Consider the following 13,849-nt stretch of genomic DNA (forward strand, 5'->3'; position numbering starts at 1 on the left):
ATGCCGCACATCCTGATTGTCGAAGACGAAGCGGCGATAGCCGACACGCTGGTCTTCGCCCTGCAAGGCGAAGGCTTCACCACCACTTGGCTGAGCCTTGGCCAGGAGGCGCTGGCCCACCAGCGCCAGACGCCGGCCGACCTGATCATCCTCGACATCGGCCTGCCCGACATCAGCGGCTTTGAAACCTGCAAGCAACTGCGGCGTTTCAGTGAAGTGCCGGTGATGTTTCTCAGTGCCCGCGATAGCGAGATCGACCGCGTGGTCGGGCTGGAAATCGGTGCCGACGATTATGTGGTCAAGCCGTTCAGCCCGCGCGAAGTGGCGGCGCGGGTCAGGGCGATCCTCAAACGTGTCGGCCAAGGCGTCGCACCGGCGTTGTTCCAGGTCGATCTGGAGCGCATGCAGATCAGCTACCGGGGCCTGGCACTGAGCCTGACCCGTCATGAGTTCCGCCTGCTGCAAAGCCTGCTGGAACAGCCCGAGCGTGTGTTCAGCCGCGAACAGCTGTTGGACGCGGTCGGCGTGCCGGCCGATGCCGGTTACGAGCGCAATATCGACAGCCATATCAAAAGCCTGCGCAGCAAACTACGCAGCGTGGCGGCGCAGGCCGAACCGATCCAGACCCATCGCGGCCTGGGCTACAGCTACAGCCCGAGCCACAGCTGATGCGCCTGGGGCTGCGGATTTTCCTGGTCTACGCGCTGTTTATCGGCCTCACCGGTTACTTCGTGCTGAGCACCGTGATGAAGGAAATCCGCCCCGGCGTGCGCCAGTCCACCGAGGAAACCCTGGTGGACACCGCCAACCTGCTGGCGGAAATCCTGCGCAATGACGTCAAGCACGGCACCCTCGGCCAAAGCCACTGGCCGGAGCTGCTCAAGGCCTACGGCACCCGCCAGCCGGGCGCGACCATCTGGGGCCTGCCGAAAAACCAGGTCAACCACCGCATCTACGTGACCGACGCCAACGGCACGGTGTTGCTCGACTCCAGCGGCGAAGCCGTGGGCCAGGACTATTCCAAATGGAACGACGTGTACCTGACCCTGCGCGGCGAATACGGCGCACGTTCCACCCGCAGCGCACCGGATGACCCAGCCTCGTCGGTGATGCACGTGGGCGCGCCGATTCGCGACAACGGCCAGATCATCGGCGTGGTCACGGTGGCCAAGCCGAATAGCTCGTTGCAGCCCTATGTCGACCGCACTGAGCGGCGTTTGCTGTGGTACGGCACCGGGCTGGTGATCCTCGGCCTGCTGCTCGGCGCGCTGTTGTCATGGTGGTTGAGCGTGGCACTGCGTCGGCTCACCGCGTATGCCGAGGCGGTCAGCGAGGGTCGACGCGCCGAATTGCCCCATTACCGTGGCGGCGAGCTGAAGCAGTTGTCCACCGCCGTGGAGCACATGCGCACGCAACTGGAGGGCAAGGCCTACGTCGAGCATTACGTACACACCCTGACCCACGAATTGAAGAGCCCGCTGGCGGCGATTCGCGGCGCGGCGGAGCTGTTGCAGGGCGACATGAGCCGTGAGCAGCAACAGCGCTTTGTCGCCAATATCGACACTGAAAGTAAGCGCCTGCAGCAGTTGATCGAGCGCTTGCTGAACCTGGCGCAAGTCGAGCAACGCCAGGGCTTGGAGGCGCAGGCGAGTCTCTCGCTGGCCGCGTTGGTCGACGATGTGCTCAAGGCTCAATGCGCACGCATCGAAGGCGCCGGCTTACACGTTGAACACATGATCGGCGCTGAGGTGGCGGTCTTCGGCGAACCCTTCCTGCTGCGCCAGGCCCTGGGCAATCTGCTCGACAACGCCCTGGACTTCACACCGGCGGGCGGGGTGTTGCGGTTCAGCGCACAGACCCTCCATAACGCTGTGCAGTTCACGCTGTTCAACCAGGCCGCGCCGATCCCCGACTACGCCTTGCCGCGCCTGAGCGAGCGCTTCTACTCGCTGCCCCGCCCGGCCAGCGGGCGCAAGAGCACCGGGCTGGGCCTCAACTTTGTCGAGGAAGTGATGAAGCTGCACGGCGGCACCTTGCAGATCGGCAATGTGCAAGGTGGCGTGCAAGTGGTGCTGCATCTCCATACAGTCTCCACAGTGCCCACATAAATCCCCCACACGCGCGGCTCACGCTCTGCCCATCCATACAGGGAGAGTCCCATGAACCGCAGCCTGCTTTTCAAACTGGGCGCGATTGCGCTATTGATCCTGCTATTGCTGATTCCATTGCTGATGATCAACGGCATCATCGCCGACCGCCAATACACTCGCGACAGTGTCCTGATGGACATCGCCCGCAGCTCCAGCTACAGCCAGCGCCTCACCGGCCCGGTGATGGTGGTGCCGTACCGCAAGACCGTCCGTGAGTGGAAGCTCAATGAAAAACTCAACAAGCGCTACGAGGAAACGCGTGAAGTGCGCGGTCGTCTGTATTTCCTGCCGGAGCATTTTGAACTCGACGGCCGGGTGCAAACCGAACTGCGCGCGCGTGGCATCTACCAGGCACGGCTGTTCCACGCCGACAACCGCATCAGCGGACGCTTTGCGTTGCCCGAGCAATGGGGGATCAAGGAGGATTTCGCCGATTATCGCTTTGAGCCGGCGTTTCTGGCGGTGGGTATCAGCGATATTCGCGGCATCGAAAACGCGCTGACACTGGAGCTGGGCAGCCAGCGCCTGACGTTCTCGCCAGGCACCCAGGTGGAGTGGCTGGGCGAGGGCGTGCATGTGGCGCTCCCCGAGCAGGACAGCAAAAAACCAGCCGCGCTGGACTTCGCCTTCGACCTGCGCCTGCAAGGCACCGAGCAGTTGCAAGTGGTGCCGGTGGGCAAGACCAGCCAGGTTGCACTCGCCTCCAATTGGCCGCACCCGAGCTTTATCGGCAACTTCCTGCCGGCGCAGCGGGAAGTCACCGACAAGGGCTTCAGTGCCAACTGGCAGACCTCATTTTTCTCCACCAACCTTGAAGAGGCCCTGCGCAGTTGCCTGACCGAGCGAGGCTGTGACGACTTCAACAACCGCAGCTTCGGGGTGAACTTCATCGACCCGGTGGACCAGTACCTCAAGAGCGACCGCGCGATCAAATACGCGCTGCTGTTCATCGCCCTGACCTTTGCCGGTTTCTTCCTGTTCGAAGTGCTCAAGGGCTTGGCGGTGCATCCGATCCAGTACGCCCTGGTGGGGGTTGCCCTGGCGTTTTTCTACCTGCTGTTGTTGTCGTTGTCCGAGCACCTGGGCTTTGCCTTGGCGTACCTGATCTCCGCCAGTGCCTGTGTGTTGTTGATTGGTTTCTACGTGTGCCATGTGCTGCGCAGCGTCGTCCATGGCCTGGGGTTCTCGGCAGGGTTGGCGGCGTTGTATGGCTTGTTGTACGGGCTGTTGAGTGCCGAGGACTACGCGCTGCTGATGGGCTCGCTGCTGCTGTTCGGCCTGCTGGGCACGGTGATGGTGCTGACACGCAAACTGGATTGGTACGGCGTGGGCAAGCGCAAGGCGGTCGAGCCGTTGGCATTTGATCTGGAGGCGGTGCAATGATCGGGTTGCGTGAGGATCAGCGGGTGCGAGCAGAACTGGTCGTGCGGATTAACCAGTTGTTTTGTGTGGCGAGGGCGCTTGCTCCCGTTGGACTGCAGGGGCGCTTCGCGCCCAAGCGGGAGCAAGCGCCCTCGCCACACTAGACTCGCGCAATCACACGGGCGGCTGTGTCTCAAGCATCGAAGGCCGCTCGCTGACTTCGGCATACCAGGCGGCAAGCCGGGGGTTGGCGTCGCGCCATTGCAGGTATGGGTGACGGAAGTCCAGGTAACCCAAGGCGCAGGCCACGCTGATCGCGGCGATATCGAAGTGGCTGGCCAGTTCGGCAATCGCATCCGCTTCCAGCTCCGCCAGGCTACGGCGGATCTTGTTGCGCTGTTCGTCGAGCCACGGGGCCCAGTGTTTTTCCGGCGGGCGCAGGGCGCTCTCGTAACGCACCAGCACGGCGGCATCCATGATGCCGTCGGCCATCGAGGCCAGGGTCAGGCGGCGCCAGCGGGCCGAGCCGTCACGGGGGATCAGCGGGTTGCCGACGTGCTGGTGGTCGAGGTAATCGAGGATCACCCGGCTGTCGTGCAGCACCGTGCCATCGGGCAGGCGCAGGGCTGGGATCTTGCCCACCGGGTTTTCGTTGACCAGTTGTACGTCCGGGTTGACGGGTGTCGGCATGCAGAGCTGCAGGGCCACACGGTCCTGCTGGCCGGTTTCAGCCAGCAACACGCGGACTTTGCGCACGAACGGCGAAGCGGGGTTGTGGAACAGGGTCATGCTGGGAGCGGACATGGGCATTCCTCTGGATGGACCGTCGCTAGCCTAGAGGGTTGCGCAGTGGCTGGCGAGGGGGATTTTTGGGGTTCTTGAGGGCCTCATCGGGGGCAAGCCCCCTCCCACAGTTGACCGAGTTCTGCCTTTGAAATGCGGTCGAATGTGGGAGGGGGCTTGCCCCCGATGGCGTCCTCAACCGCGCCGCCTGAACAACCCCCAAGCCCCAATGACCGCAGGAACACCTAACCCGCCCCAGCTCAGCGCATCCCACCATCCATCCCCCAGCAGCGCGGCAATCAAACCGGCCGCGCTGAGCAGGCCGATCCCCAGGGGAATGCCAAACACCTTCCAGAAACTCGACTGACGCGGCCTCATGCCTTGCCTGCCTTGCGTCTGACGACCCACAGGTAAACACCGCTGCCGAGCACGCTAGCCCAGAGGGTTGCGCAGTGGCTGGCGAGGGGGATTTTTGGGGTTCTTGAGGGCCTCATCGAGGGCAAGCGCCCTCCCACAGTTGACCGAGTTCTGCCTTTGAAATGCGGTCGAATGTGGGAGGGGGCTTGCCCCCGATGGCGTCCTCAATCGCGCCGCCTGAACAACCCCCAAGCCCCAATGACCGCAGGAACACCTAACCCGCCCCAGCTCAGCGCATCCCACCACCCATCCCCCAGCAGCGCGGCAATCAAACCGGCCGCGCTGAGCAGGCCGATCCCCAGGGGAATGCCAAACACCTTCCAGAAACTCGACTGACGCGGCCTCATGCCTTGCCTGCCTTGCGTCTGACGACCCACAGGTAAACACCGCTGCCGAGCACGATGAGGGTCAGCCCATCCAGCACCGCCCAGAGGATTTTCATCGGCATGCCGCCGTAGTCGCCGAAATGCAGCGGCTGAGACATGCCCATGGCGTCCATGTACCACGGCCGTTTGGCGATGGCGGTGACGGCGAGCGTGCTGGCGTCGATCAGCACGGGGGTGAGCAGGTGCGCGGTCAGGTGCGTGCTGCCCTTCATGAACACGGCGTAATGGTACTCGCTGGAAAAGCGTGTGCCGGGAAAGGCGATGAAGTCCGGCTGCATGCCGGGCGCGGCCTCAGCGGCGATCTTGAGCAGATCGCTGGCCGGTGCGCGCTGGGTCAGCGGCGGCGCGTGCTTGTACGGTTCGACCATCGCGCTGAGGCTGTCGGTGCGCCAGGCGGCGATGATCAGGTCGGCACAGGCACTGATCACGCCCGTCACGCCGACCACCAGCGCCCAGGTCAGGGTGACCACGCCGATCAGGTTATGCAGGTCGAGCCAGCGCAGGCGGGTGGACTTGTCCTGGCGCACGGTGGCGAATTTCAAGCGGCGCATGAACGGCAGGTACAGCACGGTGCCCGAGACAATCGCGAGCACGAACAGAAGGCCCATGAACGCCAGCAGCCATTTGCCCGGCAGGCCGGCGAACATATCCACATGCAGGCGCAGCAGGAACAGCGTAAAGCCGCCGTTGGCCGACGGCATCGCGACCGCTTCACCGGTGCGAGCATCGAGCATGAAGGTGTGGGAGGCGTTGGGTTCGGTGCCAGCGGTGGCGGCCATGATTGCGATCACGCCGTTTTTGTCGTCTTCGTCCCAGGCCAGGTACTGCATGGCTTCGCCGGGGCGATGGGCCTGGGCCTTGGCCACCAGTTGCTCAAGGTTCAGCAGTGGCGTATCGGCGGGCAGCTGCGCCAGTTGTGGCTCGTTGCCCAGCAGGTGATCGATCTCGTGGTGGAAAATCAACGGCAGGCCAGTGAGGGCGAGCAGCAGCAGGAACACCGTGCAGATCAGGCTGGCCCAGGTGTGGATAAAGGACCAGCGGCGGATGGTGGTGCTTTTCATGTTCTAGCCTTCGGACACGCCCAGGCCGCCCTTTGGGGCGGCCGGGTGGTTAACCCAGTCGGTTACCACTGGTAGGTGGCACTGGCGACGACGCTGCGTTGGTCGCCGAAGTAGCAGTAGCTGCCATCGCAGGTCGACAGGTAGTCCTTGTTGAACAGGTTGGTGGCGTTCAACTTCACCGAGGCACCCTTCAGGCTGTTGTCCAGGCGGCCCAGGTCGTAATGCACCGCGCCGTCGAACACCGTGTAGGCATTGGCCTTGCCCAGCCAGGTGTTGGCCTGGTCGCCATAGGTATTGCCGGTGTAACGGGCGCCGAAGCCGATGCCGAAACCGTCGAGCACACCGGTGTGCCAGGTGTAATCGGTCCACAGCGAGGCTTGCTGATTGGGCATCAGTTGCAGGCGGTTGCCTTTGTAGATGCCTGTTTGCACCTCGGACTTGGCCAGGGTATAGGCGGCGATGACCTTGAGGTTCTCGGTCACGTCAGACACCGCTTCCAGCTCCAGGCCCTTGACCTTCACTTCGCCGGCCTGGTCGGTGATCGACTGGTTACCCGAGCCGATTCGGGTCACCAGCACGTTTTTCTGGGTCAGGTCATAGACCGCCGCACTCAGCAGCGTCGTGGAGCCGGGCGGCTGGTACTTGATCCCCAGTTCCCATTGCTGGCCTTCGGTGGGCTTGTACGACTTGACCGGGTCGACGCTGGCGTTGCTCGCCGGCTGGAAGGATTCGGCGTAGGACAGGTACGGCACAAAGCCAGAATCGAACACATAGCTCAGTGCCGCGTTGCCGCTGAAATTCTTGCTGCGATCCGTGTTGGTCGTATCCAGTTTGTTGAAGTAGGTGGTGCCCTGGTGCACCCAGTCTTCGCGTCCGCCCAGGGTCAGGCGCCAGTTGTCCAGGGCCATCTGGTCTTGCGCGTAGAGGCCGGTCTGTACGGTTTTCTGGTTGTAGTCGTAATACGCATCGCCGGTCGGGCGGACCGTGGGCACGGTGTTGACCGGGTTGAAAATGTTGATGCTCGACGCCGTACCGTAGATCGTCCGGAAGGCGGTATCGGTGCGCTGGTGATCCAGGCCGAGCAACACGGTGTGGGTCACGTCGCCGGTCGTGAAGTCAGCCTGGAAGTGGTTGTCCAGCGCAAACTGACCGATGTTCTCGTCAACGTTGGTGGTGGAGCGAGTGATGGTGCCCGCAGCGTCAGCCGGGGAGTAGGCATAGGAACCCACGGTCAGTTGCTGGAACGACAACTGCGACTTGGTGTAGCGCAGGTTCTGCTTGAACTGCCAGGTGTCGTTGAAGCGATGTTCGAAGGCATAGCCCAGCGCGTAGTAGGTGCGGTCGTAGAACTCGTAGTCCGGATCGCCGAGGTTCTTGTGGTGGGAGATCTCGCCCAGGGGCGATTTGATCTTGGTGCCCTGGATCGGCAGGAACTGGCTGGTGGTGCCGGTATCGTCGCGGGTGAATTGCGAGAGCAGGGTCAGCTGGGTGTCGGTGTCGATGTTCCAGGTCAGGCTGGGGGCGATGTTGTAGCGCTTGTTGTCGATGTGGTCGACCTGGGTGCCGGCATCCCGTACCACGCCGCTGACGCCGTAAAGGAACTGGCCGTCATCATCGATCTTGCCGGTGCTGGCGAAATTGATCTGGCGATAGTTGTCACTGCCGTATTGCACTTGAATAGCATGGCTCGATTCGGCGCTGGGACGCCGGCTGACCATGTCCAGCAGGCCGCCAGGCGGTGTCTGGCCATACACCGACGACGCCGGTCCGCGCAGCAAGGCGATGCGGTCGAGGTTCCAGGTTTCGGCTTTCGGGTTGGCGTACACGCCGCGTGGCAACGGCAGACCGTCGAGGAACTGGGTGGGCTCGAAGCCACGCACGCGCATCCAGTCGTAGCGGGTGTCGCTGCCGTAGCTGGCGGACACGATGCCGGGCATGTATTTGACCGCGTCATCGAGGTTCTGCACGTTGCGGTCCTGCATCTGCTCGCGGGTGGCGACGGAGATCGAGCGCGGCGCTTCGACCAGCGCGGTATCGGTCTTGGTGCCGGCGGCGGTACGCGTCGCCAGGTAGCCTTGCACCGGGCCCCAGGCACTTTCAGCGTTGCCTTGGGCAACGATGCGGGTCTGCGGCAACGCCACGGCCCCTTCGGCGATCGCCACCAGCGTGTAAGTCCCCGCGCTGCTCTGCTCCACTTGCAACCCGGTGCCGCGCAGTGCCTCGCTCAGTGCGCCTTGCGCATCGAACTGGCCCTGGACCGGCGCGGAGGTTTTGCCTGCGGCGAGTGCCGGGCTGAGGGTCAGCGCGAGGCCGGCCTGGCTGGCGATCTGGTTCAGGGTGGTGGCCAATGGCGCGGCGGGCAGGTTGTAGGCGCGCACGTTGGACGCTTGCTCGGCGGCGATCAGCACGGTGCTGGCCAGCGGGGTGCTGAGGGCAATGGCCACGGCTAACAGGCTGGGGCGCAACAAGGTGTCTAGCGTGCGGGACATGGGGCGGCTCCTGAATGGAAGTAATTCGCAATTACCCCTGTGCCGAGCGAGATTCGAAAAGTGATAGGGCCAGATGAAAATAATGTTTGCCTGGGGCTATTCGGTGTTCTTGAGGGCCTCATCGCGAGCAAGCCCGCTCCCACCTTTGATCGCGTTATGTCTGGCTGAACGCGGTCGAAGGTGGGAGCGGGCTTGCTCGCGATAGCAATCGCTCAGACACCGCTGGACCTAGGGCTTGCCCTTCACCGTCACCCACCACGGCGTGCGCTGCTCGATCTGCACCGGCAGGGTCGGCAGCAGGGCATTCAGCGCCAGAGTGGTGTCGTGCAGCGGGAAGCTGCCAGTGATGCGCAGGTCGGCCACGCGGTTATCCACACCCAGGTGGCCACGGCGATAACGGCTCAGTTCCTCGACCACATCGCCCAGGCGGGCGTTGTCCACCACCAGCATGCCGCGGGTCCAGGCGTCGGTGGCGGGGGTGACGGCCAGCAGCGGGCCGAGGCTGTCGCTGCGCATCAGCACTTGCTGGCCGGCCTTGAAGACCTGCGCCTGATGCAACGCCTCGGGTTGGGCGGCCACCGCCGATTGCAGCACGCTCAGGCGCGTGGCGTCGTCCTCGCGCTTGACGATAAACCGCGTGCCCAGCGCGCGCAGGCTGCCGTCGCGGGTTTGCACATAGAACGGGCGCGCATCGTTGTGGCCGGTTTCGACGAGGATTTCGCCTTCCTGCAACACGATCAGCCGGCGCGTTTCATCGAAACGCACATCGATGGCGCTGTGGGTGTTGAGGTTGATCTGCGTGCCGTCCGCCAGTGTCAGCGTGCGTTGCTCGCCGGTGGCGGTGCGTTGATCGGCCAGCCAATAGTCGAGCGGCCCATAACGTTCAGCGGCAAACAAGGCCAGGCCGCACACCAGCGCGATACTCGCCAGGCCGCTGCCGAGTTTGCGCACACGCTGGCGAATGCCCTCGCGTGACTGCAACAACGCCGCGCGCGCTGGGCCCGAGGCCACGCTGAAACGCTGGTCGAGCAGGCCCAGTTGGTGCCAGGCGCGGGCATGTTCGGCATCGCTGGCCAGCCACTTGGCGAATCCTTCCTGTTCCACGGCGCTGCCGTCGCCTGAGTCGAGGGACAGTTGCCAGGCAATCGCCGCATCCAGCACCCGGGCCGCCACCGGTTTGCAACTGACCGCGCTCATAACGGCTCGCCGTACAGCGCGATGTAGCACTGGCGGATGCCCTGGGCCAGGTACTGGCGCACGCGCGGCACCGACACGCCGAGGCGCCGGGCGATGTCGGCGTGGCCCAGGCCGTCGATACGGTTGTAGAGGAACGCGGCGCGGGCCTTGCTCGACAGTGTGCCGAGCAGGCGGTCGATGGCCTTGAGGTCTTCGAGGATCAGTTGCTGGTCTTCTGGCGACGGGTGTTCGCTTTCCGGGATCAGCATCAATTCGCTGAGGTAGGCCTGTTCCAGGGCGGCGCGGCGGAAGTAGTCGAACAACAAGCCCTTGGCGATCGCCACCAGAAAGGCGCGCGGCTCGCGGGGTTCGCGCAACCCGTCGCGGCCGAGCAGGCGCATGAAGGTGTCCTGGCTCAGGTCTTCGGCGCGGCTCGGGCAGGCCACGTTGCGTCGCAGCCACGCCAGCAGCCAGCCGCGATGGTCGCGATACAACGCGCCAACAAGCTCACTGTGGGGGGGCTGGACCGACGACAAGGCATCACCGAATAAACAAGTTTAAAATAACGAGAATTATTCGCGATTGTGTCAGAGGCGTGGAGCCGGCGCAATTGGCGTCTGTCGGGAGATGCTATTAAAACGAGGGCGCTTGTTTACGCCGTTTCCATTGGCTCAAACGTGCTTGCAGGGCGCGTGGCGTGTCGATGTGCTGCTGGCGCGCGCGGCTGAGCAGGATGAGCATCAGTTCCGCCGTGGCCAGGGCGTCGGCGCTGGCGTGGTGGCGTTCGCCCACCTGCAGGTGGAAGTAGTTGATCCAGTCATCCAACCCGGCTTCGCGGATCGGCGCCTCGGGGCACAGCAGCGGGGCGATGTCGGCCACGTCGAGGAACGAATGGGCCAGGCGATAACCCAGGCTGTCCTTGAGCGCCCGGCCCAGCATGTGTTGATCGAACGGCGCATGGAAGGCCAGCAAGGGGCTGTCGCCGACGAAGTCCATGAAATCCAGCAGCGCGTCCACTGGGTCACTGCCGGCGGCGATTGCACTGGGGCCGAGGCCGTGGATCAGCACGGCGGGGTTCAGTTTTGTTTCGGCGCGTTGCAGCGTGCGCTCGAACATTTGCGAAAAGTCCACCGCGCCGTCCTCGATCACCACGGCACCGATGGATAACACTTGGTCGCGGTTCAGGTTCAGGCCGCTGGTTTCCAGGTCCAGCACCACCCAGCGCTGGCTGCGCAAGGCAACGTCGCCCAGCGCGATAGGCAGGGGCAATTGCTCCAGGCGCTGGCGTTGCGTTGCGTCGAGATGGGGTTTGGCCGTGCGCAACCAACCAAACAGGCTCACAACTGATACCGCACGGTCAGGCTGCTTTGCAGGCGCTGGGCCTGGCGCAGGGATTCACGCAGGATGCGCCGGTCCAGGTGGTTGAGGCTCTCGGGGTCGACGCGGTTGGAATACGGCAGGTTTTCCCGGGTTTGCAACTGGTGCTGTTGCATGCGGGTTTGCTGGATAAAGTGATACGCCTCTTCATAAGCGGCGCCATCCAGCGGCTCGATCACCTCCTTGACCACCAACTGGCGCAAGCGCTCCAGGGTGTTGATGGCGTGGACGTCGTTGGCCAGGGCCAGCAGGCGCGCGCCGTCGACAAAGGGCGTCAGGCCTTGCACCTTGAGGTCGAGGGTGGCTTTTTCGCTGCCTTTGCGCGTCAGTACGAACTCGCGGAAGCGTCCCACCGGCGGGCGTTGGCGCAAGGCGTTCTCGGCCAGCATGCGCTGGAACAGGCGGTTATCCGCGACCTGATCGAGAATGCCCTGGCGCAGTTGTTCACAACCCTGCTCATCGCCCCACACTACCCGCAGGTCGAAATAGATGGTCGACGCCAGCAGGTTGTCCGGCGTCGCTTCGCGTATAAACGCCGCAAACCGTCGCGCCCATTCGGCCCGCGACAGGCACAGCTCGGGGTTGCCGGCCATGATGTTGCCTTTGCACAGGGTGAAGCCGCACTGCGCCAGGCTCTGGTTGATCTGCTGCGCGAGGGGCAGCAGGCGCGCGCGAATCTCAGCCGCTTCGGCGGCGTCCTTGGCGTCGAACAGGATGCCGTTGTCCTGATCGGTGTAGAGCGTCTGCTCGCGGCGGCCTTCGCTGCCGAAACACAGCCAGGTGAACGGCACGCCGGGGTCGCCTTTGTCGGCGAGGGTCAACTCGATGACCCGGCACACGGTGTGATCGTTGAGCAGCGTAATAATGTGGGTGATCTGGGTCGACGACGCGCCATGGGCGAGCATGCGCTCCACCAACTGGCCGATCTCGCCGCGTATCGCCACCAGGTTTTCCACCTTGGGCGCATTGCGGATGGTGCGGGCCAGGTGGACCAAGTCCACACGCTGCAGGGAAAACAGGTCGCGCTCGGACACCACGCCGCACAGGCGATGGTCTTTGACCAGGCACACGTGGGCGATATGCCGCTCGGTCATGGCGATGGCAGCATCGAAGGCGCTGTGGTCCGGCGTGAGGAAGAACGGCGCAGGGGTCATGTGCGCGTCGATCGCGAGGGTGAAATCGCTGGTGCCGTCGGCCACCACTTGGCGCAGATCGCGCAGGGTGAAAATCCCCAGGGGCGCCTTGTGCTCATCCACGATCACAATGCTGCCGACCTGTTGCTCGTGCATCAGCGTCACCGCTTCGCGCAGCGGCGTATCCGGGCCGCACATCACCGGGTGGCGCATGGCCAACTCGCCCAGGCGGGTATTCAAGGAGTATTGGGTGCCGAGGGTTTCCACGGCCTTTTGCTGCACTTGCTGGTTGATCTGATCGAGCAGGCTGCTGACGCCGCGCAAAGCGAAATCGCGGAACTCGCTGGACAGCGCGAACAGCTTGATAAACGCCGGCTTGTTCAGTTGCAGGCAGAAGGTGTCTTCGGCGGCCTTGTGCTCGGTGCGCGTCGCGCGTTCGCCCAGCAGTGCCGCGAGGGGGAAGCACTCGCCGGTGGCAATCTCAAAGGTGGTTTCGGCCGAATCCGGCCGCTCGCCGACAACCCGCCCCTGCTTGACGATATAGAAGTGCTCCACCGGCCCATCCGACGGCTTGAGGATGCTGTCGCCGGGGCCGTAAAAGCGCAATTGGCACTGCTCTACCAGGAACGCGAGGTGCGCGTTTTCCATTTGGTTGAACGGTGGGAAGCGTTGCAGGAACTGCAAGGTGCCGTGGATGTTCTGCAACACCGCAGTTTTCCCCGCCTGGTCGAATGCATCAGCTTTACTCATAACTATGACCGCGATGTTTTTGTCGTTATCGTTCTGCATGGTCGACTCCTGCACGGCGGGTGCCCATTGGACGTAAGTCTAGGTCGATGAAAACGGCGCATAACTAGGGAAAAACCTTACATGACTATCGTCCAAACCCCGTAGAACGCCCACTAGGCAAACTTTCCGACGAAGTGCACATTGTTCGGCCTTCCGCAGATGTCTGACGAGTGTGCAGGGAGATTGATGAGAGCTAGCTGAGAACCGTATGTCCGACCACGATATTTTGAGTGATGCCGAGCGCGAGGCGCTGAGCGCCGTGATGCTGGAGCCTGATTTACCGCCACAACGCGTGTTGATTGTCGACGACGACAAGGACGCGCGCGAACTGCTGGCGGAGATCCTGGGCCTGGACGGTATTCGCTGCATGACCGCTGAGAGTGGTGAAACGGCGTGGAAACTGCTGGAGTCGAGCAGTTCCATTGGCTTGCTGATCACCGACCTGCGCATGGCGCCGAGCAATGGCCTCCAGTTGATTCGCCAGGTGCGCAGTTCTACCCGAGCGGCGTTGCCGATCATCATCATGTCCGGGGACGCCGAAGCGCCAGATGTGATCGATGCGATGCATTTGAGCGTGGTGGACTTTTTGCTCAAGCCGATTGATAGCGTGAAGTTGGCGAAGTTGGTGAAGCGGGAGTTGGGGATGGCTTCCTGATTTTTGCGGTGTATGTAAAGGCCTCATCGGGGGCAAGCCCCCTCCCACAGTTAGCTGCATTCCTACAGGAT

13 protein-coding genes are annotated in these 13,849 nt (G+C 63.3%); 4 read left to right on the forward strand and 9 right to left on the reverse strand.

Going from position 1 to position 13,849, the window contains the following annotated elements; genetic code table 11:
* The 3 genes from creB to creD are packed head-to-tail and all read left to right on the forward strand — an operon-like array spanning position 1 to position 3,533.
* Complete coding sequence (gene creB, locus ACP7CJ_RS23810) at positions 1-669, forward strand: two-component system response regulator CreB (RefSeq protein ID WP_426102280.1); 669 nt, start codon at positions 1-3, stop codon at positions 667-669.
* Positions 669-2,108 (forward strand): two-component system sensor histidine kinase CreC, encoded by a 1,440-nt coding sequence (creC, locus tag ACP7CJ_RS23815; RefSeq protein ID WP_276195195.1) that lies wholly within the window; start codon positions 669-671, stop codon positions 2,106-2,108. The genes creB and creC overlap by 1 nt, the downstream gene beginning before the upstream one ends.
* Positions 2,109-2,159: 51 nt before the next feature.
* Entirely contained in the window at positions 2,160-3,533 is a 1,374-nt protein-coding gene (gene creD, locus ACP7CJ_RS23820; protein WP_426102282.1) for a cell envelope integrity protein CreD, read from the forward strand.
* A gap of 153 nt (positions 3,534-3,686) precedes the next feature.
* On the opposite strand, the gene ACP7CJ_RS23825 is transcribed toward creD, so the two are convergent.
* The 9 genes from ACP7CJ_RS23825 to ACP7CJ_RS23865 form a co-directional block, all read right to left on the reverse strand.
* Positions 3,687-4,316, reverse strand: a complete 630-nt coding sequence (locus tag ACP7CJ_RS23825) for a glutathione S-transferase (RefSeq protein ID WP_426102284.1) — start codon at positions 4,314-4,316, stop codon at positions 3,687-3,689.
* 174 nt (positions 4,317-4,490) lie between these two features.
* Positions 4,491-4,673, reverse strand: coding sequence for a hypothetical protein (locus ACP7CJ_RS23830; RefSeq protein ID WP_426102286.1), 183 nt, complete (start codon positions 4,671-4,673; stop codon positions 4,491-4,493).
* Between the two features lie 203 nt (positions 4,674-4,876).
* Positions 4,877-5,059 (reverse strand): hypothetical protein, encoded by a 183-nt coding sequence (locus ACP7CJ_RS23835; RefSeq protein ID WP_426102288.1) that lies wholly within the window; start codon positions 5,057-5,059, stop codon positions 4,877-4,879.
* On the reverse strand, positions 5,056-6,159 hold the full coding sequence (locus ACP7CJ_RS23840; RefSeq protein WP_426102290.1) for a PepSY-associated TM helix domain-containing protein: 1,104 nt from the start codon (positions 6,157-6,159) through the stop codon (positions 5,056-5,058). The genes ACP7CJ_RS23835 and ACP7CJ_RS23840 overlap by 4 nt, the downstream gene beginning before the upstream one ends.
* 62 nt (positions 6,160-6,221) lie before the next feature.
* Positions 6,222-8,648 carry a TonB-dependent siderophore receptor gene (locus tag ACP7CJ_RS23845; RefSeq protein ID WP_426102292.1) on the reverse strand — a complete coding sequence of 809 codons (2,427 nt, stop codon included), beginning with the start codon at positions 8,646-8,648 and terminating at the stop codon, positions 6,222-6,224.
* Between the two features lie 228 nt (positions 8,649-8,876).
* The gene (locus ACP7CJ_RS23850) at positions 8,877-9,845 is read right to left on the reverse strand and encodes a FecR family protein (RefSeq protein ID WP_426102294.1); all 969 of its coding nucleotides are present in this window, start codon (positions 9,843-9,845) and stop codon (positions 8,877-8,879) included.
* A complete protein-coding gene (locus tag ACP7CJ_RS23855) occupies positions 9,842-10,360 on the reverse strand; it encodes an RNA polymerase sigma factor (RefSeq protein WP_253399741.1) in 519 nt (172 codons plus the stop codon). The genes ACP7CJ_RS23850 and ACP7CJ_RS23855 overlap by 4 nt, the downstream gene beginning before the upstream one ends.
* A 97-nt stretch (positions 10,361-10,457) precedes the next feature.
* Entirely contained in the window at positions 10,458-11,165 is a 708-nt protein-coding gene (locus tag ACP7CJ_RS23860) for a 3'-5' exonuclease (protein WP_276195188.1), read from the reverse strand.
* On the reverse strand, positions 11,162-13,084 hold the full coding sequence (locus tag ACP7CJ_RS23865) for a DUF294 nucleotidyltransferase-like domain-containing protein (protein ID WP_276195187.1): 1,923 nt from the start codon (positions 13,082-13,084) through the stop codon (positions 11,162-11,164). Before ACP7CJ_RS23865 ends, ACP7CJ_RS23860 begins: the two co-directional genes overlap by 4 nt.
* Before the next feature lie 247 nt (positions 13,085-13,331).
* Here ACP7CJ_RS23865 and ACP7CJ_RS23870 point away from each other — a divergent pair, with 247 nt between their 5' ends.
* Entirely contained in the window at positions 13,332-13,778 is a 447-nt protein-coding gene (locus ACP7CJ_RS23870) for a response regulator (RefSeq protein WP_247403154.1), read from the forward strand.
* The last annotated feature ends 71 nt before the right edge of the window (positions 13,779-13,849 follow it).

Origin of the sequence: Pseudomonas sp. PSPC3-2, assembly GCF_049897085.1 — a bacterium.
In the GTDB taxonomy this organism is placed as follows: domain Bacteria; phylum Pseudomonadota; class Gammaproteobacteria; order Pseudomonadales; family Pseudomonadaceae; genus Aquipseudomonas; species Aquipseudomonas paraveronii.

What these genes read in the sequence shown, in the direction of transcription:
- ACP7CJ_RS23845 (WP_426102292.1), bottom strand. Translation starts at nt 8,648, where the DNA reads ATGTCCCGCACGCTAGACACCTTGTTGCGCCCCAGCCTGTTAGCCGTG.
- creB (WP_426102280.1), top strand. Translation starts at nt 1, where the DNA reads ATGCCGCACATCCTGATTGTCGAAGACGAAGCGGCGATAGCCGACACG.
- ACP7CJ_RS23840 (WP_426102290.1), bottom strand. Translation starts at nt 6,159, where the DNA reads ATGAAAAGCACCACCATCCGCCGCTGGTCCTTTATCCACACCTGGGCC.
- ACP7CJ_RS23830 (WP_426102286.1), bottom strand. Translation starts at nt 4,673, where the DNA reads ATGAGGCCGCGTCAGTCGAGTTTCTGGAAGGTGTTTGGCATTCCCCTG.
- creC (WP_276195195.1), top strand. Translation starts at nt 669, where the DNA reads ATGCGCCTGGGGCTGCGGATTTTCCTGGTCTACGCGCTGTTTATCGGC.
- ACP7CJ_RS23835 (WP_426102288.1), bottom strand. Translation starts at nt 5,059, where the DNA reads ATGAGGCCGCGTCAGTCGAGTTTCTGGAAGGTGTTTGGCATTCCCCTG.
- ACP7CJ_RS23850 (WP_426102294.1), bottom strand. Translation starts at nt 9,845, where the DNA reads ATGAGCGCGGTCAGTTGCAAACCGGTGGCGGCCCGGGTGCTGGATGCG.
- ACP7CJ_RS23825 (WP_426102284.1), bottom strand. Translation starts at nt 4,316, where the DNA reads ATGTCCGCTCCCAGCATGACCCTGTTCCACAACCCCGCTTCGCCGTTC.
- ACP7CJ_RS23870 (WP_247403154.1), top strand. Translation starts at nt 13,332, where the DNA reads ATGTCCGACCACGATATTTTGAGTGATGCCGAGCGCGAGGCGCTGAGC.
- creD (WP_426102282.1), top strand. Translation starts at nt 2,160, where the DNA reads ATGAACCGCAGCCTGCTTTTCAAACTGGGCGCGATTGCGCTATTGATC.
- ACP7CJ_RS23865 (WP_276195187.1), bottom strand. Translation starts at nt 13,084, where the DNA reads ATGAGTAAAGCTGATGCATTCGACCAGGCGGGGAAAACTGCGGTGTTG.